Source organism: Pedobacter petrophilus (genome assembly GCF_009674725.1).
Taxonomy (GTDB): Bacteria; Bacteroidota; Bacteroidia; order Sphingobacteriales; family Sphingobacteriaceae; genus Pedobacter; species Pedobacter petrophilus.
The window spans coordinates 1-21,167 of record NZ_WKKH01000007.1 but is presented as its reverse complement, the minus strand read 5'-3'; the positions used below and the strand labels follow the sequence as shown (position 1 = coordinate 21,167).

The window sequence follows — 21,167 nt, the reverse complement described above, 5'->3', positions numbered from 1 at the left end:
TACCTGCTGTAAATGGTGTTTTAACTAAAAAAAATGCCGCACCCAGGCGGCATTTTTATATTATAAAGCTGATTTATACTTGAGCTAAGACTTCCTGACGCATTTCCTGCGCAGCAGCAACCATCTCGATCAGTGCTTTTTTGGTTTCATCCCAATGGCGTGTTTTTAATCCACAATCTGGATTTACCCAAAGCTGATCTGCAGGAACCACGGCTCTGGCCTTTTCCAAAAGCTGTACCATTTCTGCTCTTGATGGTACTCTCGGAGAGTGGATATCGTAAACACCAGGACCGATTTCATTAGGGTATTTAAAATCTGCAAAGGCATCTAATAATTCCATTTGCGAACGCGAACATTCAATAGTAATTACATCAGCATCCATATCTGCAATATTTTGGATGATATCGTTAAATTCAGAATAACACATGTGTGTATGAATCTGCGTTTCATCTTTTACGCCGCTTGCAGAAATTTTAAAGGCATCTACCGCCCATTTCAAGTATTGCTGCCAGTCTTTTTTTCTTAAAGGCAAACCTTCTCGAATGGCCGGCTCATCTATTTGAATTACTTTGATGCCTGCTTTTTCCAGGTCAATCACTTCATCACGAATGGCAAAAGCAATCTGGTTACAAGTAACCGAACGCGGCTGATCATTACGCACAAACGACCATTGCAAAATGGTTACCGGGCCGGTTAACATACCCTTTACGAGGCTTTTGGTAAGGGATTGTGCATATTCTGTCCAGTAAACCGTCATCGGTTTCGGACGATCTACATCTCCATAAATTATTGGAGGTTTAACGCAACGGCTGCCATAACTTTGTACCCATCCGTTTTTGGTGAAGGTGAATCCATTCAGCTGCTCGCCAAAGTATTCAACCATATCATTACGTTCAAACTCGCCATGCACCAAAACATCTATACCAATTTGCTCCTGCCAGTGAATGGCTTCTTCTGTTTCTTTTTTCAACAGCGCATCGTACTCAGCAGGTGTAATTTCGCCTTTTTTAAATTGTGACCTCCAATTCCTTACCGCTGCAGTTTGTGGAAATGAGCCGATAGTGGTGGTTGGAAAAAGCGGCAAATTCAGAATATCCTTTTGTGCTTTTTTCCTGGAAGCAAAAACATTTAAGCGCTGTGCATCTGCGGCTGTGATTGCACCTATCCTTTGCTTAATCTGTTCATTATGAATCAGCCCTGAAGTTCTTCTGCTTTCAATTGCCTTTTTATTTTGCACTAACTTTGCTAATACATCAACATCAGGATTTTCAGTTGCCAATGCTTTTAAAGTCACAATTTCTTCCACTTTTTGTTTTGCGAAAGCTAACCACTGTTTAATTTCAGGAGTCAAGGTTTCCCCGTTCGTTTCCAGGTCTAAATCGCAGGGCGAATGCAATAAAGAGCAAGATGGTGCTATTAATATACGGTCACTACCCAATTTTTCGACCGCTTTATCAATTATGGCCAAAGATTGTTCAAAGTCATTTTTCCAGATATTTCTGCCATCTACCACACCAAGTGATAGCGTCAATTCAACAGGTATGGCATTTAAAACTTCTTCTAATTGCTCCGGGCAACGCACTAAATCGATATGCAAAGCCTTTACCGGCAATGAAGTAGCCAGTGCCAGATTATCTTTCAATCCTTCAAAATAAGTAGCCACCAATACTTTTAAATGAGGGAATTGTTTTTTAATTTCCGCATACACATATTCGTACGCTTTTTTCGCTTTTTCATCAATATCAAGCGCTAAGAAAGGCTCATCAAACTGTACCCATTCTGCACCCTGTTCTTTCAATTCTGCAAGAACCTGCAAATAAACCGGTAACAGTTTTTTGATCAGGTCCAATTTATCAAAACCAGCTTCTTTTTCTTTTCCTAATAACAGGTAAGAAACCGGACCAATAATTACGGGTTTAGTAACGATCCCGATTTGCCTGGCGCTAATAAATTCGTTAACAATTTTACCCGAAAACAAACTGAATTCCTGGTCTTTATAAAATTCCGGAACAATGTAGTGGTAATTGGTATCTAACCATTTAGTCATCTCCATTGCGGTAATATCAAGTCCGTCTTTTTGATAACCTCTGGCCATGGCGAAATAAAGATCGAGCTCATTATTACTTTTTGTAAGGACAACCTTATTGTAACGTTTTGGAATTGCGCCAACGGTTAACGACATATCCAGAATCTGATCATAATAGGAGAAATCGTTTGATGGAATCAAATCTATTCCTGCTTCCTGCTGCAATTTCCAGTTTTGCTCAGAAATGCCTCTTCCTTTACTTAACAGTTCTGCTAAAGTGATTTTTCCAGCCCAATATTGCTCACTGGCTTTTTTAAGTTCTCGGTTGCTACCAATTCTTGGATAGCCCAGGTTGTGTGTTTGCATTTTCAACTTTTTAAATGGTTAATCATCATTGTAAAAAGTTCTTTAAGTTTTCGGGATGCTTTGCGGAAGGAATATAGAAGGAAAAATACAGACAAAAACAATCAGGCACCCCAAAACAAAAGCAGTTGGTGCTCGAAAAATGTATTCATCAGACTTTTAGCTTCAAATCGCGAAAGCAATGTCAATCGAAACAGGCAGGTATCCTAGCTTGTAACAGTTTTTATCATCCTTCCCGCGTAAGCAGTGGAACTATTTTAATAAAAACCCTCATGTTACTTACAGTTGCGCGACAGCTCGTGATTTACACACGATTCCCTATTCATTCACCCTTAAGTAAAACCTTTTCAATGTCGAAATAAAAAGAACTTTTGATTTTACAATCAGTTTTTAATTCTGATCAAAGATATACAGTTAGTGATTAAAATCTTATTAAATAAATTAATAGGAATAAAAAGCTTTAAAAATACAACAAAGTAGAATACTATACTTTTTAAGCTGTATTTTAGCAGGGTTAAAAGAAAATTATGCTATGGATGGTCTTGATGATATCGATTTATTGCTTTTAAAAATTTTAAGTGATAACTCCAGTTATACTACAAAAGAACTTGCCACGAAGGTAAATTTATCCACTTCACCTGTTTTCGAGCGGGTAAAAAGGTTGGAAAATAACGGTTATATTAAGAAATATATTGCCATCCTGGATGCCGAGAAATTTAATAAGGGGTTTATTGTTTTTTGTAACATCAGGTTGAAGCAACATGACCGGAAAATCGGTAATCACTTTGTGAAAGACATCATGCAGATTGATGAAGTGGCGGAGTGTTATAATGTTTCTGGCGATTACGATTTCATTCTAAAAGTATATGCCAGGGATATGAAACATTACCAGGATTTCGTTTTCAATAAGCTAGGGTCTGTTGAGAGTATTGGAAGTACCCATAGCACTTTTGTAATGGCAGAAATTAAAAATTCGCACAACATCAGTTTGTAGATGAAACTTAACGGTTATTACGCCATCCTGAAATAATCCCGAATGACGTAATTGATGAGGTTAAAGAATTTGCGGGCCTTATAACCCTGCTATTTTTCTTTGTGAATAAGTGCTTTTTGGTAAGTTCTTCAAGGTTTCATCCAGGTAACTTACTTTGCCGTTTTGCAAATCATAAACAGCACCAATAATTAGAATCTTGCCATCATTATAGTTCTTTTTAAGTACAGGATCTAAATTCCGTAACTCTTCTACCTGATTAATGACATTTAAACGAATGGCATTATCCAGAACATTTCCTTTCATTACCGCTGCAGTATCAGCAGCACGCTTAATGGAATGGATTAATTGAGAAATGTGACCGGGCAAATTGTCAGGATGCTCTACCGCAGCTTTTACTGCGCCACAGTTGGTATGACCTAACACCACAATCAGTTTAGTTTTAAGCATCAAATCAGCATATTCAATAGTGCCGTAAGAGGCATCTGTCATCACCTGTCCGGCTGTTCTGGTTACAAATAAATCGCCAAAACCCTGATCGAAAAGTATTTCTGCAGATACCCTTGAATCGGAACAACCCACAATTAGTGCAAATGGCGACTGGCCCTCTGCTAACTTCTTAATCAAGGCTGCATCCTGGCGTGGATAAATACTTCGTCCTTCTACAAACCTGCGGTTACCGCCTTGTAGTTTCTGGATGGCATAATATGGATTGGCAAAAGCAGAATCGCGATTAACAATATAATTTTCTTTGCGCCATTTAGGTGAGCTGTATTTTAAATCGTTTTTTGATCTGATTATTTCCTGTTTTTTGGAACCGGAGATTTTTTGACTAAACGCCACATTAGCACATGCGAAAATTGCAATACAAACGAGTGCAATGGATTTTGATTTCATTTATTTGGTTTTTTATTTTATAATGATTTTATCGTAGAGCGCTATAAAAACAAATCTGATATTGATACCGGAAAAGGGATAGCATTTGACATCAACCAGCTTATTTGTTGTGGTTATTGTATTTCTGTCAAATGTACAATATTCCAATGCCAACATAACGCGATACCAGCTTAACTTATTGTGATCCTGTCTCTTTAGTGCGATTATACGTTAAGGTGACAATTAATCTTTTAGCTATTGATTCCTTTGTTAACACAAAACTATCACATAACTAAACCTACAATTTGCGAAAATAAATGTTCACCAGATCGGGAACCGGAGCATCGGGATTATATAGCTATCTTAACTCCATTTGCCTGAATTTACTTTCTCGCCACAAGAAACCGCCAAGGGTTTCAAGATTCCGGTTGCCGGATAGGAGGATATTTTGTAACGGTAAATTGTTTAATGATCAACCTGGGAATCTTGTTGCCACCTGGCGATGAAGCAACCTTACAAAACATTCTAAACAGCGAAACTATCTTACCAGGAACCATTTCCCGGCAACAGGTTAATGATAGAATTTCTGCCGTTTCCTTTAAATCATTATTAATATTTTTCCGCTGCCGATAGCATACGTTAATATAAAAATTTCATTTACAAGAACATGTCTGATCTTTAACAAGGAAATACTTCCTTAACCGTAGACATTAATCCCACTTCTCTAAGGGCATTCGATACCTGACCATCGATTTCTTTTCGGGAAGAAATTCTCAGTACCTTATCGATATCTCCGAAATCGATTGTCCAATCATTAATATCCGTAAATACGCTCAGACACGCAGAAACTTCACTAAGTTGCTCTTCTCTGGAAATATTGGTGTACATGATGGTAATATAATTGTTCATATTTTCTGGCTGTTAATTTAAAGAGCGGAAGATTTATTTCCTGCCTGAAGCAAAAGTAATCAATTATTACTACTTAGTAATCAAAGATTATTAAATATTTGTTTTATTTTTGTCCGATGGAAAAAAATATTGATGAAAAACTACGGGAAATTGAGCAAATGCAGGATAGAAACTGGCAAAAGCTGAGTTTTAATCTTCGTAAACATTTAGATTTATGGTCGCATGCTAATATGGATGCCAACTGGAAGGATATGAAATTATCTTACTGGCCAATAATCTGTAACATTGGTATAAATGGCTGTACGCCTTCTGAGCTTTCCAGGAAGTCGATGATTCCGAAGCAAAACATCAGCCGGACCATTAAAGAATTAGAGGCGCTTGGCATGATCGAAAGTAAAAGCAGCGAAGTTGATAAAAGAAGCGAAGTTCTTTTTCTCTCGCAGAAAGGTAAGGAACTAACCTACAAGGCAAACAATAATGTAATGGAAATGAACAACATATACCGTAAAGTAGTGGGCGCAGCAGAGCTTGAAATTACCATTACCGCCTTGAATAAAATTCTGGTTTATCACGAGGATCTTCAGAAAAATAGTTAAAAAGAACGACCAGATATCAAATATTCCATCTTCATTTTCTAAAAAAAATTAACCATTCAAATCATGTTGAAATGGTTAAAAAACAACCGTTCATCACCAATAAACCCACTAAATGAACGGTCTTCCCTTTGCCTGTTTTCAATGAAAAGCGAGCCAATAGAAAAAATAATTTGGCTATTCTTAAAAGTTTTCTATAAGTTTACCGCAACTTTAGGGGTGTCCTTCGCGGACTGAGATAATACCCTTTGAACCTGATGCAGTTAGTACTGCCGAAGGGAAAAGTGATGACAACTCATGCCATATTAAGTTGTTTTTTCTTTCCTCCATACGGGGCCATTCCTAAAGATTCACTTTTAGAAACAGAATGGAAATTACCGTAAATCAACAAAATTACCAGGTTGCCGATGTTTGCACCATGCAGCATTTAATTACCGATGTGTTAAATACACCATCTGATGGTATTGCTGTGGCTGTTAATCAGTCTATCATTTCTAAAACCGCCTGGGCGAACCACCTCCTCTATCCCGGCGATCAGATCATCATCATTAAAGCCACACAAGGCGGCTAACCATAAATCTCAAGAAAATGAAGCAAGAAAAAATTCCAACAGACCAGGTATTAACCACCACTCCCTTTGCGGCGTCGAAAAAAGTTTTTGTGCAAGGCCAGATCCATGATATCCAGGTGGCAATGAGAGAAATTACGCTGAGCGACACTAAACTCCATGGTAGATTTGGCGAAACCGAACCCAATGCGCCGGTAACTGTTTATGATACCAGTGGTCCGTATACAGATGCAAATGCAGAAATTGATGTTAAAAAAGGTTTATCCCGTTTACGTGAAAAATGGATTACCGGCAGAGGTGATGTTGAGCAGCTGGATTACATTTCATCAGATTACGGGCAGCAGCGGTTGCACGATCAAAGTCTTGATCACCTGCGCTTTAATCACACTACAAAACCGTTTCGCGCCAAAGCCGGGATGAATGTATCGCAAATGCATTATGCCAAAAAGGGCATTATTACGCCTGAAATGGAGTACATCGCCATTCGCGAAAATCAGCGGATCGATCTGTTAAAAGAACAGCTGAATGATCAGTACGACATTATGAACCACCAGCACCAGGGCCATAGCTTTGGTGCAAATACGCCTAAAGGTGCCATCACTGCAGAATTTGTGCGACAGGAAGTAGCTGCCGGACGGGCGGTAATTCCTTGCAATATTAATCACCCCGAAATAGAACCCATGATTATCGGGCGTAACTTTTTAGTAAAAATTAATGCCAATATTGGTAATTCTGCCGTAACCTCCAGCATTGAAGAAGAAGTAGAAAAAGCAGTTTGGGCCTGCCGTTGGGGAGCAGATACCATCATGGATCTTTCTACAGGAAAAAACATTCATGAAACCCGGGAATGGATTATCCGCAATTCGCCAGTACCCATCGGAACGGTACCCATTTACCAGGCTTTAGAAAAAGTGAACGGCAAGGCTGAAGACCTGACCTGGGAATTATTTCGCGATACGTTGATTGAGCAGGCTGAACAGGGGGTGGATTATTTTACCATTCATGCAGGCGTTTTATTGCGTTATGTGCCCTTAACGGCCAAACGCATTACCGGAATTGTTTCCCGGGGCGGCTCAATCATGGCAAAATGGTGCCTGGCACATCATAAAGAAAATTTCCTGTATACGCACTTTGAAGAAATCTGCGAGATTATGAAAGCGTACGATGTTTCCTTTTCGCTAGGCGATGGTTTGCGCCCGGGTTGTATTGCCGATGCAAACGATGCAGCACAATTTGGGGAGCTGGAAACACTCGGCGAACTGACCAAAATTGCCTGGAAGCATGATGTGCAAACCATTATAGAAGGCCCCGGCCACGTGCCAATGCACCTGATTAAAGAGAATATGGAGAAACAATTGCAACACTGTTCTGAAGCACCTTTCTACACCTTAGGCCCGTTAACAACAGACATTGCACCCGGTTATGACCACATTACCTCGGCCATTGGTGCGGCCATGATCGGCTGGTTCGGAACAGCCATGCTGTGTTACGTTACGCCTAAAGAACACCTTGGCTTACCGAATAAAAAAGATGTGAAGGATGGCGTAATCACCTATAAAATTGCTGCCCATGCTGCAGATTTGGCCAAAGGCCATCCCGGGGCACAATACCGGGATAACGCGTTAAGCAAGGCGCGTTTCGAATTTAGGTGGGAAGATCAGTTTAACCTTTCATTAGATCCTGATACCGCTAAAGAGTTTCATGATGAAACATTACCCGCTGAAGGTGCCAAGATTGCACACTTCTGCTCGATGTGCGGACCAAACTTTTGTTCGATGAAAATTACCCAGGATGTAAGGGAATATGCCAAAGAAAATGGCATGGGTGAAGAAGATGTACTGGCAAAAGGCATGGCCGAAAAATCAAAAGAATTTACAGAAAAAGGGAGCGAAATCTATTTGTAATGGAATTGATTGTTATCTCTGATCCGGGCATAATCGCAAATGAAGCATCGGTCATCAACCTGCTTTTCGAGGCCGGAATGACCCGCTTCCATTTGCGAAAACCGAACTGGAGCAGCAATCAATGCCATGATCTATTAAAAGAAATTAATCCGGTATTTCATCCGGATATTGCTTTACATCAGCATCATATCCTGGCAGATAATATCAATACCAAACGCTTACATTATACGGAAAAGCATCGCCTTGCGTGTAACCAAGAGGAGATTAACAGCCAGAAGCAAGAAGGCTTTTTCTGTAGTACCCCTGTACATCGATTAGCAGATTTACCATTTTTAAATGCCTTTAATTGCGTTTTTTTTAGTCCGGTGTTTAACAGCATTTCTAAGCCCGGTTATGAAAGTGAATTGAAAAAAGGATTCGTTTTGGAAAAGGCAAGTCCGTCCACGTCAGTTATTGCTCTGGGCGGAATTGAAGCGCGTAATATAGAACAAATCAGCCAGATGAAATTTGATGGGGCAGCGGTATTGGGTGCCATCTGGAAAAACCCCGAACAGGCCGTTAACATCTTCAGGCAACTGAATACATTAATTATGAATCACAAATGATAGACAGACTTCATTATATTTCCCAGCAGCCGGAAAATGGCACGCATTTAACGGCAATTAAAGCTGCGCTGGAAGCTGGTGCAAAGTGGATACAACTGCGGGTAAAGTTTGAACCGAAAGAAAACATTTTGCAATATGCCTTCAAGGCAGTCGCCTTATGCAATGAATATGGCGCAAAACTGATTGTAAATGATCATCCGGAAATTGCACTCGAAGCTGGTGCACATGGCCTTCACCTGGGTTTAGATGACATGCCCGTACAAGAGGCACGCAACATAGTCGGGCCTAACCTCATCATCGGAGGCACCGCGAATACCTTTGAACACCTTCAGCAACGGGCGGCCGAAGGCGTGGATTACATCGGCCTTGGCCCCTACCGTTTTACAAAGACCAAACAAAAGCTGAGTCCGATTTTAGGTTTAGCAGGTTATACAGATCTCATGGAAAAAGTTGATTACGCAGGGATAAAAACGCCTATTATTGCAATTGGAGGAATAGAAACCCAAGATTTAGCGGCCATTATGCAAATTGGTTTATATGGTGTTGCAGTTTCCGGGGCGATTACTCTTGCAGCCGATCAGGCAGCTACGGTTGCACAAATCTACGAACACCTAAACCAGACCTCTTTAAAAGAAGCTTAGTATATGTTACAAATAGCCGATAAAACATTTAGTTCGCGCCTGTTTACGGGTACGGGAAAATTCAGTTCTTCCGCTTTAATGGAGGAGGCATTGCTGGCATCTGGTTCGGAACTGGTTACCGTTGCACTGAAGCGGGTGGATATTAAAAACAATGAAGATGACGATTTATTGCTTCGTTTGAAATATCCGCAGATTAATTTACTTCCTAATACCTCGGGGGTAAGGAATGCAAAGGAAGCGGTATTTGCTGCTCAACTGGCGCGTGAAGCTTTGGAAACCAACTGGATCAAATTAGAAATTCATCCGGATCCAAAGTACCTTATGCCCGATCCTATTGAAACCCTGAAAGCAACCGAAGAACTGGCCAGGCTGGGATTTATTGTTTTGCCCTACATCCATGCCGACCCTGTTTTATGTAAGCGACTGGAAGATGCCGGTACAAGCGCGGTGATGCCCCTGGGCTCGCCGATTGGAAGCAACAAAGGGCTGAAAACGATTGATTTTTTAGAAATTATCATTAGCCAAAGTAATGTTCCGGTAGTAATTGATGCGGGAATTGGTTCCCCGTCTGATGCCGCCCGGGCCATGGAAATTGGCGCCGATGCAGTATTGGTAAATACGGCCATTGCAGTGTCCGGCAATCCGGTTCAAATGGCCGCAGCCTTTAAAATGGCCGTTGAAGCCGGAAGGATGGCCTTTGAAGCCAAATTGGCTTCGCCGGTTTCTCATGCCATTGCCAGCAGCCCCCTAACCTCTTTTTTAGATGAATAGCTTTAACGACCTTTTCGAAACTTACAGCTGGGATGAAACTAAAACCAGTATTTACGCCAAAACCACTATTGATGTGGAACGGGCATTGGCTTCCCCGAAACGAACCCTGGAAGATTTTAAGGCATTGATTTCTCCGGCCGCAGCACCATACCTGGAGCAAATGGCAGTGATGAGTCAGCAGTTAACGCAAAAGCGCTTCGGCAAGGTGCTGCAAATGTATGTACCACTTTATTTATCTAACGAGTGCAACAACATCTGCACTTACTGCGGTTTCAGTTATGACAATAAAGTAAAGCGCAAAACGCTTAGCCCCATGGAAATTATGCAGGAAGTTGCGGCGTTGAAAGAGATGGGTTACGACCATGTATTGTTGGTTACGGGGGAAGATAACCTGAACGTACATGTAGATTATTTCAAAAAAGTCCTCGAACTGATCCGGCCACACTTCGCCCATATTTCTATGGAAATTCAGCCCATGGATGTGGAAGATTATGACCAGTTAACGCCTTACGGCTTAAATACGGTTTTGGTTTATCAGGAAACTTACCACCAGGAAGATTATAAAAAGCACCACCCGAAGGGTAAAAAATCGAATTTTAAATACCGGGTAGAAACGCCGGACCGGCTTGGAAAAGCAGGCATACATAAGATGGGACTTGGTGTATTAATCGGACTGGAAGATTGGCGCACTGATTGTTTCTTTACGGCACTGCACCTGACTTACCTCGAGAAAAAATACTGGCAGAGTAAATACAGTCTGTCTTTCCCGCGGTTGCGTCCATTTAGCGGCGGATTGGAACCTAAAGTTGAAATGAGCGACCGGGAACTGGTGCAGCTTATTTGTGCTTACCGTTTATTTAATGAAGAAGTAGAACTTTCAATCTCCACACGGGAATCGCCGGCTTTTCGAAATAACATCATTAAGCTGGGCATCACTTCGATTAGTGCCGGTTCAAAAACAAATCCCGGTGGCTATGTAGTGGCGCCAGAATCGCTGGAACAGTTCGAAATCAGTGATGAACGCACCCCCGCCGAGATTGCTGAAATGATTGCAACACAAGGTTACGAAGCGGTGTGGAAAGATTGGGATCGCTGCTTAGCTTAAAAAAAGATGCTTACAAAAGAGGAATTAAAACAATATAACCGCCAGCTTATTTTACCTGAACTAGGGATTAACGGGCAGGAAAAACTGAAAGCAGCAAAGGTACTGATGATTGGCGCAGGTGGTTTAGGCTGCCCTGTTCTGCAATATCTGGTGGCGGCCGGTGTAGGAATCATTGGCATTGCAGATGATGATAAAGTGGAGGTGAGCAACCTGCACCGCCAGATTTTATATTCGCATGCAGATCTGGGTGAACCGAAGGCTACAATTGCCCAACAAAAACTCCGGCAGCTTAATCCGTTTGTAAACATCATCGCCCATCAGGAAAGGGTAACAAACGATAATGCTGCGAAGCTTATTTCGCAATATGATCTGATAATAGATGGTTCTGATAATTTCCCGACGAGATACCTGGTGAATGACACCTGTGTAGCGCTGGGCAAAACACTCATTTTTGGCTCTATATTTAAGTTTGAAGGACAGGTTTCTGTATTCAATTACCAGCAAGGGCCAAACTACCGGGATGTATTTCCGGAAGCACCAGCGGAAAATGAAGTGCCCAATTGCTCGGAAACCGGTGTGATTGGTGTGCTGCCGGGCATCATAGGCACCTATATGGCGAACGAGGTGATCAAAATTATCTGCGGCTTCGGCGAAACGCTTACCGGCAAACTGCTTACCTTAAATGCACTGGATAACAGCCTCAATTTATTCAAAATAAGCCCCCAAAAGCAGGAAATATTAATGCCGAACATTACTAAAAATCAATCTGGGAATAGTTTAGACACAGAAATTTCCCTGGAAGTATTAGAAACCTGGCTGGCAGATACACCTGAGAAAGTGCATTTGGTAGATGTACGGGAAGGTTATGAATTTGAAGAATACAATTTAGGTGGCGAAAACATTTCAGTTTATGACCTTGCTGAACACATTTCTTTATTCCCGCCGGATAAAAAACTCGTTTTCATTTGCCAGAGCGGGGTGCGAAGTAAAATGGCTGTGAACATTGCCAGGCCTCTTTTTAACGGTGAAATTTTCAGTGTAGCAGGCGGAATCTCATGAGTAGGAATCGTACATATATTTCCATCCTCTCCATTGCCGGATCAGACAGTGGAGGTGGCGCGGGCATACAGGCAGATCTGAAAACATTCAGCGCGCTTGGCTGCTACGGAACCTCCGCAATTACAGCCATCACAGTGCAAAACACTTTAGGTGTAAAAGCGATTCATAAAGTTCCTGCTGAAATTGTTCAGGGGCAAATTAAAGCAGTAATGGATGATATTAAACCAAAAGCCATCAAGATGGGCATGGTTCATTCTGCAGCGCTGGCCAGGACCATTGCCCTTACTTTGAAAGATTACCCGAACGTACCGATCATTTTTGATCCCGTAATGGTGTCCACCAGTGGCCACCGCCTGATTGAAAACGACACTATTGCGATGCTTCAACAGGAATTATTTCCCTTAGCCATGCTGATTACCCCCAATTTGGATGAAGCAGAAATACTCGCCAATATGAACATTAAAACCGTTGATGATATGAAACACGCTGCCGAAAAAATGATCAGTTCTGGCTGTAACGCGGTTTTAGTAAAAGGCGGGCACTTAAATGGTCCTGATCTTTTTGATGTATACCTCGATCAATCTGGAAACCATAAAATCTTCAAATCGGCAGCTATCCGCACGGAAAATACACACGGAACGGGTTGTACCCTTTCTTCTGCTATTGCAGCTTATGTAGCCTTTGGAAATGACTTAACAAATGCTATTGGGCAAGCGAAACGTTACGTGGAGCAAGCTATTATCTCCGGAAAAGAGGTTAAAACAGGTGAAGGCAAAGGCCCGTTAAATCATTTTTTTGACGCAAAAAATCTGATTAAAACCACTGTAATTTAAATTCTGATGAACAACACTGCCGGCGTAAGAAAGATTTTAACTTACATTTCCAACAGCAACAAATAAGTAAAAGAGCGTTAAAATTCACATAGAGATTATAAACTTCAGCATTCTTTGATTTTTAGTTTTAGTACATTTGAGCGCAATTTCAGCACTTAAAAATGGCTTACCGAAACTAATGCAGCTGACAAAAAAGCCATGCGCAACAGTAGAATTTACACGAATTGGATAAGTATCAAAAGCACACAGCGATGTAAAGTCGTTCGGCTACATACTGCAAATCCACCTGTAATTCATCTCCAACTATACAAATGAAGAAAAACCAATATCCCTTTCCGCTCCTCCTGATTATTATCTTATTTTTGATCAACAGCAATGTCCGGGCACAAACTGACACCAGCGAACATGTTATATCCGGTCGTCAGAATGCAGCGGATCAGCTAAAAAAGCCTTATGTGATTTTGATTTCTGCCGATGGTTTTCGTTATGATTATGCAAACCGTTATCACGCAGATAGCCTATTAAAATTAAGTGCAAACGGGGTTCTGGCCGAATCGATGATCCCAGGTTTCCCTTCGGTTACTTTTCCAAACCATTACACCATTGCCACGGGGATGTACCCTTCTCACCATGGCCTGGTAAATAATACTTTCCTGGAAGACCGTACAGGTGAAAGATATTCGATGGGTTCGAAATCTAAAGTAAAGGATGGTAAATGGTACGGCGGTGTACCGCTTTGGGTGTTGGCAGAAGAACAAAAAATGATCTCGGCAAGTATGTTCTGGGTAGGATCTGAAGCGGCAATTAAAGGCATTCGTCCAACTTATTACTATGATTATACGGAACAGATTGGCGTTGAAAAAAGAATCGAAATGATCAAAAACTGGTTGAGCCTGCCTGAAGAAAAAAGACCGCATCTGATTACGTTTTACCTTTCAGAACCAGATCATGCCGGTCATACTTATGGACCCGATGCTCCTGAAACGGAAGCGGCAGTAAAAATGGTTGATGCTGTAATTGATCAGCTTACCAAGACAATTGAACCTTTAGGTCTGCCGGTAAATTATATTTTTGTTTCTGATCATGGAATGACAGCCGTAGACCGTGATCATCCTCTTGCTACACCAAAAGCCATTGATACAGCGAAATACGTAATTGCTTCATCGGGAACACTGATGGATATTCATGCAAAAAACAAACAAGATATTAAGCCTTTATACGAAACATTAAAAAGCCAGGAAGGCACAGATTACAAAGCCTATTTAAAAACGAAAATGCCGGCCCACTTTCACTATAGCGCTAAAGATGATCGTTTAAACCGGATCGGTGACATCCTGCTTGTTCCTGAGTGGCCGAAAGTATTTTCTAATCGTAAACCTGGCATTGGGCACCATGGCTTTGATCCGCTGCAGGTAAAAGATATGCATGCCACATTTATGGCCTGGGGGCCTGCTTTTAAAAAGCATTTAAAAATAGCTTCGTTCGAAAATGTAAACGTTTACCCGCTGATCACTGAAATTTTGGGTCTGTCTTATCAACATGAAATTGATGGAAAAATTGAGGTGTTAAAACCAATATTAAGAGATCCGCAAGAGCGGAAAGAAAGCATTACCGGGAAGTAAGATAAAAAAAAGCCAACCAGAAACAAACCTGGTTGGCGACGTACTTTCGAAAGATAAATGAAATTATTGCAATCCTATTTGTTGTTCAATTTTTTAATAAGATTTACTTCTTCCTTTTTGTAAGGCGTACCGTCTTTTCTAAAAACTTCGTGGAACCATTCCTTTGGTTCTTCGCCATTTTTAAGTGGTGTATCCCAGGCGTATTTCGTATTTGATTTTCCATCAACCAAACCCCAGTTAATTGCCCCAATATTCTCCTTTTTTAACAATGGCATCACATTCTCAAAACGGCTTCCCCTTGTTCTGGCCATGTATTCAGTACAGATCATCGGGCGGCCATGCGAGCGAAGCATATCAATTACCCTTTGGTGCCATTGCGGCTCCTCATAATCATGGTAAGTAATCACATCAGAATTTAAGGCTTGAAATGCATTTAACTCTTTATAATCCCAGGCCCACAAACCTGCACTGATGGGCTGATCCGGATTCACTTCCCTTGCCCAGGTAAATACATTTTTTAACAGTGGATAGGAAGTGGTTAATTTACCGGAATTACCCGGCTCATTGTACAAATCCCATAAAAGAATGCGCTGATCAGTCTTGAAATGCGTCATTACATCCTTCACATAACGCGCCAAAGCCGGAAAGTTTGCTTCCTGTTTCGAGTCCGGATCGCCGGGATCCTGCACCCAACCGGAGTTATGAATTCCCGTTTTTGGTTCTGGTTGTTTGCCTATTTTAGCCTGCTTATTCCAGCAATCATCAAAAAACACAAAAATGGTTTTAATCTGGTGTTTGTTCGCGATGGTCAGGTATTGGTCCATTCTCTTTTTAAAGCCCTGCTGATCTTGTTTCCAGGCAAGGCTATGCAGGTAAACACGCATTGTGTTAAAACCGATTGCCTCTGCCCAGCCAAGTTCTTTATCTATCGTAGCCGGATCAAAGGTATCTGCCTGCCACATCTCCAGTTGGTTAATGGCGGTACTGGGTAGAAAATCAGCACCATTAATCCATTTATACTGTTTGTACCAGGCATTGGCTTTGTCTATCGACCATACTTTGCCCACCACTGGCGTGCTGTTTTGGGCATAAGTAACGGAGGCTACACTCAGGAATATTAATAGCAGGTAATTGAAATGTTTTCTCATATTTTGATCAGGTTATTTTTTGGTTAGCTGTTGAATAAATTTCTACTTATTTTGCGATGGAATAGCAAGTTCCTGATCGCTGCGAACCGGAATACCGAAGTTTGGCGAACCATCCGGATTCCAGGTAAATTTTTGAGCCCTTGGTGAGCGTTGCCCGCCGCAGCCCTGGCCAGGCGCTGAATTGGCGTGGTATAAAATCCAGTCTTCTTTCCCATCGGGAGATTTGAAAAAAGAATTGTGCCCGGGTGCATAAACGCCATTTTCTGCAGACTGCTTAAATACCGGTTGTTTACTTTTTTCCCATGATGCGGCATTTAATAAATCTTTACCTTTTAGGGTTAACATACCCAGGGCATAAAAATCTGTCCAGCAACCGCTGGCAGAATAAATTAGAAACACTTTATGATCATGAATTAAAATTTGAGGGCCTTCATTAACATCAACATGCGGCGGATTACCCGGATCATTTAAGTCGCCATGCTTTTCCCATTCAAATTGTGGAGTCGAGATTTTATGCCTTTTGCCGTCTATAGTCCAGGGGTTTTTCATTTTTGCAATAAAAATCTCCTGCTTCTGGTTAATGTCTCCCTCCCATCCTGCCCAAACCATATAAAGCTGGTTTTGATAGGTAAAAACAGATCCATCAATTGCCCACTTGTTCGTAGCATCGCCCACTTTACCTTTTAGTTCCCAGCTTCCGGTTAGCGGATCGTCCGATGTGTTTTCCAATACATACATCCGGTGGTTCTTGTTTTCGCCGTTATCGGCAGCAAAGTAAACATACCATTTCTGGTTAATGAAATGAATTTCAGGTGCCCAGAGTTCTTTAGCATAAGCAGTATTTGCTGTCGGAACAAAAATAGTTTTCTGCTCAGCTGATTTCAAATCTGCCAGGTTTTTAGTTTTCCAGATCACCAGTTTATTCTGCATGGAATGCGTGTAATAATAATATCCATCTTTATAAATGCTCCAGGGATCGGCTCCTGATGGCAGCAAGGGATTTTTAAAAGTTTGCGCCATGCTCACCTGGAGAACAAACATTAGCAAACAGGTTAACAGTATCTTAAAAATTACAGCTGGTTTTTTCATCATTTTTCAGGGCTCATAGACAAAGGTACATTTTGGTTAGGATCATCTGGAGTTAAACTAAACGGTTTTACTAAATTTATTTCCACCACTTATCCGTTTCGAAGGTAGATTGATTTTTCTTTAAACGATGTAAATATTTTGTTTCAAAACTTCATTGTAATGGTGGAGATGTTGAGGGGTTATAAAGATAAATTTAGCTGAAAATTATTGAGGTTAATGTATAAGTCAAGGTTGTGCCGCCAGCTGATTAACGAAAGCCCAACTGCATTAAAAATCGAATACCTTAATTGAAAGACTTTCTAAAGTTATTCGGGCTCATTTCTGTATAGCGCTTAAATAACTTATTGAAAGATTGTGGGTGTTCAAAACCCAACTGATAAGCAATTTCGCTCACGGACATGTTGGTGATGGACAGCTTCTCTTTCGCCAGCTCAATTAATTTATCGTGAATATGCTGTTGTGTACTCTGGCCGGTGAGCACTTTTAACAGACCGCTTAAATAATTTGGCGACATGCTTAATGTTTCAGCAATATACTGAACGCTGGGAAGGCCCTTTTTTTGCAGGTCATCATCTTCAAAATAAGCTGAAAGAATGTTTTCGAGGCGATGGAGAACGGAATGGTTCGATATTTTCCTGGTAAGGAACTGTCTGTGATAAAACCGGTCAGAATAAGTAAGCAGTAATTCAAGCTGGGCAATCATTACGCTTTGGGTAAATTTATCGATGTTGGAATGGTACTCGTGTAGAATGTTCTGCATGATTGCTGCAATAGTGTGCTCTTCTTTCTCCGAGAGAAAAAGTGCCTCGTGTACAGAATAATCAAAAAACTCGTTTTGCTTAATGCTTTTGGCCAGAGGGGTGTTCCATAAGAAGTCGGGATGAACGAGTAACATCCATCCCGAATGCTTTATGGCCATTTCATCTTCTACTTCGATGCGAAAAAGCTGCCCTGGCGAAATGAAAAACATAATGCCTTCATCAAAATCATATTGTTGTTGCCCGTACCTCATTTTCCCATTAAAGTTCCGCTTCAGGGCAATAGAATAAAAATCAAACACTATGCTATTTTCTCCTTTAGGCATTTTTTTTACATCATCCAGATTGATCACGCTAATGAGCGGATGCTCTGGTTTCGGCAAACCCCTGAACTGATGAAATTCACTAATGTTTTTAAATCTATGAAAGTGGATGTTTGCCATATACTAAGCTAATTATTATTGGTTAAAAGCCGCTGCAAATTCTTTTGCAAAATCGGCCATTTTTACCTTACCCATTACCGCAGGTTTATTTTGATAATAATCTTGTGCCAATAATCCACTATGAAGTGCTGCATACATCTCTACTAAACCCGCAGCTATTTTCGGATTCATTCCGACAGCTATTAAACCATTTAAAGTTTCTTCGTCAGAAACAAGCACCCATTTTAAATCTGGCTGACCAATGGCCTCGCCTAAAATGCTGGCCGTTTCATGTCCGGATAGATCTTCGCTCGCTACTGAACGTGCTTTCCTCCCCTCAAACGGTGTAGTTAGTTCTTCGGCAATTGCAGCGGCAATATCAACCGGAGATACCCAGGGGATAATGTCATCGCCTCCATAATTTGCAGCAATCATGCCCATTGATTTAATCATTGGAATATACCCGAGCAAGTTATAATAGAATGAGTTTGGCCGCATGTGGGTAATGGCAACGTCGGTTGGTAACGCGTTTAAAATTAACTCCACTTGATGCGCGCCACGCAAAATCCCATTCCCTTCGGCTAAGTTGCCACCTATTGTACTTAAATTCACCACCTTTTTCACACCAGATTCCAGAACTGCGTTGGCATATTTCTCACCTAAACCTTTGTAGTAAGCCAGCAGATCGAAATTATGATCCATGTAATTTCCCGGAGGAACCATGGTGTAAACTGCATCTGCGCCAGTGAAAGTCTGCGTTAAAAATTCAACGTCATGCAAGGAGCCAATGGCTGCCGTTGCACCAACTGCTTCAATATCCTGCTGCCTTTCCGCGTTGCTACTGATTACGGTAACTGAATGTCCTTTCTGAACCAGTTCTTCGGTTAAGGGTTGGCTAATATGGCCCAGGGACCCTGTAATTATAATTTTCATTTTCTAATGTTTTGGTTTTTCAAATGTCTGCACAATCCATTCTTCAAATGGAGCCAAATCTCTTTTTGTTGTAGCCAAAAAATGAGTAATGAAGTATTAAACGAACTTAGGGGTGAGACTTTTTAAAGTGAAACAAAAAAAAGTTTACAACGAAAATGTTTCGCGTTTTGTAAACAATCTTTTTGTAAACAATTAAAAAGTTTACACATATTTTGTTTACAAATGAATTCACACCCTATAAAGGAATAAGGAACGCAATCGCGGTAAAAAAAAACAAACATGCTAAGTCTATTATTAGGTAGTAAACCATAGGGAAGTTGATATGAAAAGGGTTTTCACCACACAATTCCGAAGAATTGAACAGGTTAAGTACCATCGAATACTTAAAGGAAGATGCTGCTAAAATCCAGGCAATACAAAAACAGTTTAATTGATCAAAAAGCTTTGGTAGCCATGCTGAAAAGCTTGATATAATCTAAACTTGTGGAACTAAAGGCGAAATAATTCGAGAATGGAGCGGCTATGCCAGAAACCCTAAACTGCGGCGTATAATAGAAAGATTAGCCTTATTTGTTGCTGGGCGTTGCGCATGGTAGCGTATAATATAATCAAAATCAAAAGCCAGTTCTTTCATCAATTACTGCATTACATTTAGATTCATAAGCATTTAGCAAATCTTAACTGGCTGCTATGGTAATTGTATTTATTATCGATTACCGTGATTACGCGGAGAACTTTCGATATTGCCAGGTACATCGTAGGCATTGGTTTCATTCATCGTAATCCCCGTGCCGATTGAACTAGTTAACCTATTCAGTTTATCATAACCGTAAGACATATAGATACCTGAAGACAGCGGATTGGAAGTGGCCGACCAGGATTGCCTGCCAATATTGCCATTATACAAGCCGCTACCATTTTCATTATAATCCAGTTTCATACTGAACTGGCTATTGATGCTACTCCGCAGCCAACCACGTTCATTGTAAACAAAGCCGGTAGCCTGTAAAAAGTTCACCTTATCCTCACTGTGCTGGCTCTTGTTCTTCAGCGATCAAAGCCAGTCTATTAAATTGGTATGTAACAAAAATAAAACGACTGGCAATGTTTAAACTGCCAATTTTCTCATTGCTATTTTGGTACCCACCAAAAGCTCGCACATACAAACTAACTAACACTTTGGTGTAAAAACGGAAGAAATTTAACACAAAATCAATTAAACTTGGACAGGTAAAGGAATAACAAAGCCGGCAAGTTTTTAAACTGCGGGGCTAAGCTATAATCCATTTCTCACAAGTCACAGACCTACGCTTGCGAGGGCACTATTCTTCGCCATTAACGAACTCGAAGCCCTCGCCCAAAAAGGAAACTAGGGTTTAGCATGAAATGAACAAGAAGATGAATTGCTTGCAGAACGCTTTAACGAAGGCACCAAGATTATCCAACTCGCTAAACTCCATTTTCGTATCTACGGAGCAATATAAGCAAGGCTAATTAAACACAAACTCCTACAAAAAAGCAAAGCCTAACAATTTTACATTGATAGGCTTTTGCTTTATTTATTTTAGTAGACCTACCACCTTAGCCGAGATGGATTTATTCTTTTAAAGTACAGTTGCTCATGTTTCCCATTAGAAATAGACATACTAATAACAATATTCTTCTCCATTGGATGAAAGAAAACATTAAAGTATACTACCATTTCAACTTTGCAAGAGAAACAATTCTTTTTATGAGCTGGCTCCCATGTGTATTGAATGAATTTATTATTCATAAATGCATTTAATTCTTTGTAGATTACCAATTTACTGCTTCTTACTGACTTAACATTTCCGTTGGTATCTATCTTAAAATCGAAATTATAGTTACCTCCCAGTTTCTCTCTTTCAAGCTTTTTATAAATAGTATTTAAGTGTACAGAAGACAAAATCTCTTTATCAAGAATTATTTG

20 protein-coding genes and 2 riboswitches are annotated in these 21,167 nt (G+C 40.7%); of the genes, 11 read left to right on the top strand and 9 right to left on the bottom strand.

Going from position 1 to position 21,167, the window contains the following annotated elements; translation table 11 throughout:
* Positions 1–73: 73 nt before the first annotated feature.
* Positions 74–2,392, bottom strand: coding sequence for a 5-methyltetrahydropteroyltriglutamate--homocysteine S-methyltransferase (metE, locus tag GJU39_RS06305; protein ID WP_154279853.1), 2,319 nt, complete (start codon positions 2,390–2,392; stop codon positions 74–76).
* Between the two features lie 176 nt (positions 2,393–2,568).
* Positions 2,569–2,751: riboswitch (cobalamin riboswitch) on the bottom strand.
* A 170-nt stretch (positions 2,752–2,921) separates the two neighbouring features.
* Here metE and GJU39_RS06300 point away from each other — a divergent pair.
* Positions 2,922–3,383: an Lrp/AsnC family transcriptional regulator gene (locus GJU39_RS06300; RefSeq protein ID WP_154279852.1), complete on the top strand. Its 462-nt coding sequence runs from the start codon at positions 2,922–2,924 to the stop codon at positions 3,381–3,383.
* Positions 3,384–3,461: 78 nt separating this feature from the next.
* Here the strand turns inward: GJU39_RS06300 and GJU39_RS06295 are convergent, their stop codons facing one another.
* Complete coding sequence (locus tag GJU39_RS06295; RefSeq protein ID WP_154279851.1) at positions 3,462–4,277, bottom strand: carbonic anhydrase; 816 nt, start codon at positions 4,275–4,277, stop codon at positions 3,462–3,464.
* A gap of 657 nt (positions 4,278–4,934) precedes the next feature.
* Positions 4,935–5,165, bottom strand: a complete 231-nt coding sequence (locus GJU39_RS06290) for a hypothetical protein (RefSeq protein WP_154279850.1) — start codon at positions 5,163–5,165, stop codon at positions 4,935–4,937.
* Between the two features lie 116 nt (positions 5,166–5,281).
* On the opposite strand from GJU39_RS06290, the gene GJU39_RS06285 reads away from it, so the two are divergent.
* From GJU39_RS06285 to GJU39_RS06240, 10 genes are all read left to right on the top strand, one after another.
* The gene (locus tag GJU39_RS06285) at positions 5,282–5,761 is read left to right on the top strand and encodes a MarR family winged helix-turn-helix transcriptional regulator (RefSeq protein ID WP_154279849.1); all 480 of its coding nucleotides are present in this window, start codon (positions 5,282–5,284) and stop codon (positions 5,759–5,761) included.
* Between the two features lie 202 nt (positions 5,762–5,963).
* Positions 5,964–6,056, top strand: a riboswitch (TPP riboswitch).
* A gap of 69 nt (positions 6,057–6,125) precedes the next feature.
* The gene (gene thiS, locus GJU39_RS06280; RefSeq protein ID WP_154279848.1) at positions 6,126–6,329 is read left to right on the top strand and encodes a sulfur carrier protein ThiS; all 204 of its coding nucleotides are present in this window, start codon (positions 6,126–6,128) and stop codon (positions 6,327–6,329) included.
* 17 nt (positions 6,330–6,346) lie between these two features.
* Positions 6,347–8,230, top strand: a complete 1,884-nt coding sequence (gene thiC, locus GJU39_RS06275) for a phosphomethylpyrimidine synthase ThiC (RefSeq protein ID WP_154279847.1) — start codon at positions 6,347–6,349, stop codon at positions 8,228–8,230.
* Positions 8,230–8,835, top strand: a complete 606-nt coding sequence (locus GJU39_RS06270; protein WP_154279846.1) for a thiamine phosphate synthase — start codon at positions 8,230–8,232, stop codon at positions 8,833–8,835. The genes thiC and GJU39_RS06270 overlap by 1 nt, the downstream gene beginning before the upstream one ends.
* Positions 8,832–9,476, top strand: a complete 645-nt coding sequence (locus GJU39_RS06265) for a thiamine phosphate synthase (protein ID WP_154279845.1) — start codon at positions 8,832–8,834, stop codon at positions 9,474–9,476. The genes GJU39_RS06270 and GJU39_RS06265 overlap by 4 nt, the downstream gene beginning before the upstream one ends.
* A 3-nt stretch (positions 9,477–9,479) precedes the next feature.
* Positions 9,480–10,247: a thiazole synthase gene (locus tag GJU39_RS06260; RefSeq protein WP_154279844.1), complete on the top strand. Its 768-nt coding sequence runs from the start codon at positions 9,480–9,482 to the stop codon at positions 10,245–10,247.
* Positions 10,240–11,352 carry a 2-iminoacetate synthase ThiH gene (thiH, locus tag GJU39_RS06255; RefSeq protein ID WP_154279843.1) on the top strand — a complete coding sequence of 371 codons (1,113 nt, stop codon included), beginning with the start codon at positions 10,240–10,242 and terminating at the stop codon, positions 11,350–11,352. Before GJU39_RS06260 ends, thiH begins: the two co-directional genes overlap by 8 nt.
* Before the next feature lie 6 nt (positions 11,353–11,358).
* The gene (gene moeB, locus GJU39_RS06250; RefSeq protein WP_154279842.1) at positions 11,359–12,411 is read left to right on the top strand and encodes a HesA/MoeB/ThiF family protein; all 1,053 of its coding nucleotides are present in this window, start codon (positions 11,359–11,361) and stop codon (positions 12,409–12,411) included.
* A complete protein-coding gene (gene thiD / locus GJU39_RS06245; RefSeq protein WP_154279841.1) occupies positions 12,408–13,244 on the top strand; it encodes a bifunctional hydroxymethylpyrimidine kinase/phosphomethylpyrimidine kinase in 837 nt (278 codons plus the stop codon). The genes moeB and thiD overlap by 4 nt, the downstream gene beginning before the upstream one ends.
* Before the next feature lie 311 nt (positions 13,245–13,555).
* Complete coding sequence (locus GJU39_RS06240; protein ID WP_154279840.1) at positions 13,556–14,866, top strand: alkaline phosphatase family protein; 1,311 nt, start codon at positions 13,556–13,558, stop codon at positions 14,864–14,866.
* 74 nt (positions 14,867–14,940) lie between these two features.
* On the opposite strand, the gene GJU39_RS06235 is transcribed toward GJU39_RS06240, so the two are convergent.
* From GJU39_RS06235 to GJU39_RS23530, 6 genes are all read right to left on the bottom strand, one after another.
* A complete protein-coding gene (locus tag GJU39_RS06235; RefSeq protein ID WP_154279839.1) occupies positions 14,941–16,014 on the bottom strand; it encodes a glycoside hydrolase 5 family protein in 1,074 nt (357 codons plus the stop codon).
* A gap of 42 nt (positions 16,015–16,056) precedes the next feature.
* Positions 16,057–17,055 carry a glycoside hydrolase family 43 protein gene (locus GJU39_RS06230; RefSeq protein ID WP_167515654.1) on the bottom strand — a complete coding sequence of 333 codons (999 nt, stop codon included), beginning with the start codon at positions 17,053–17,055 and terminating at the stop codon, positions 16,057–16,059.
* Between the two features lie 331 nt (positions 17,056–17,386).
* Entirely contained in the window at positions 17,387–18,304 is a 918-nt protein-coding gene (locus tag GJU39_RS06225) for a helix-turn-helix domain-containing protein (protein WP_154279838.1), read from the bottom strand.
* Between the two features lie 15 nt (positions 18,305–18,319).
* Positions 18,320–19,216 carry an NmrA family NAD(P)-binding protein gene (locus GJU39_RS06220; protein ID WP_154279837.1) on the bottom strand — a complete coding sequence of 299 codons (897 nt, stop codon included), beginning with the start codon at positions 19,214–19,216 and terminating at the stop codon, positions 18,320–18,322.
* Positions 19,217–19,922: 706 nt separating this feature from the next.
* On the bottom strand, positions 19,923–20,234 hold the full coding sequence (locus GJU39_RS06215) for a hypothetical protein (RefSeq protein ID WP_154279836.1): 312 nt from the start codon (positions 20,232–20,234) through the stop codon (positions 19,923–19,925).
* Positions 20,235–20,789: 555 nt separating this feature from the next.
* A partial coding sequence (locus tag GJU39_RS23530) for a hypothetical protein (protein ID WP_209437593.1) occupies positions 20,790–21,167 on the bottom strand: 378 nt, incomplete at its 5' end.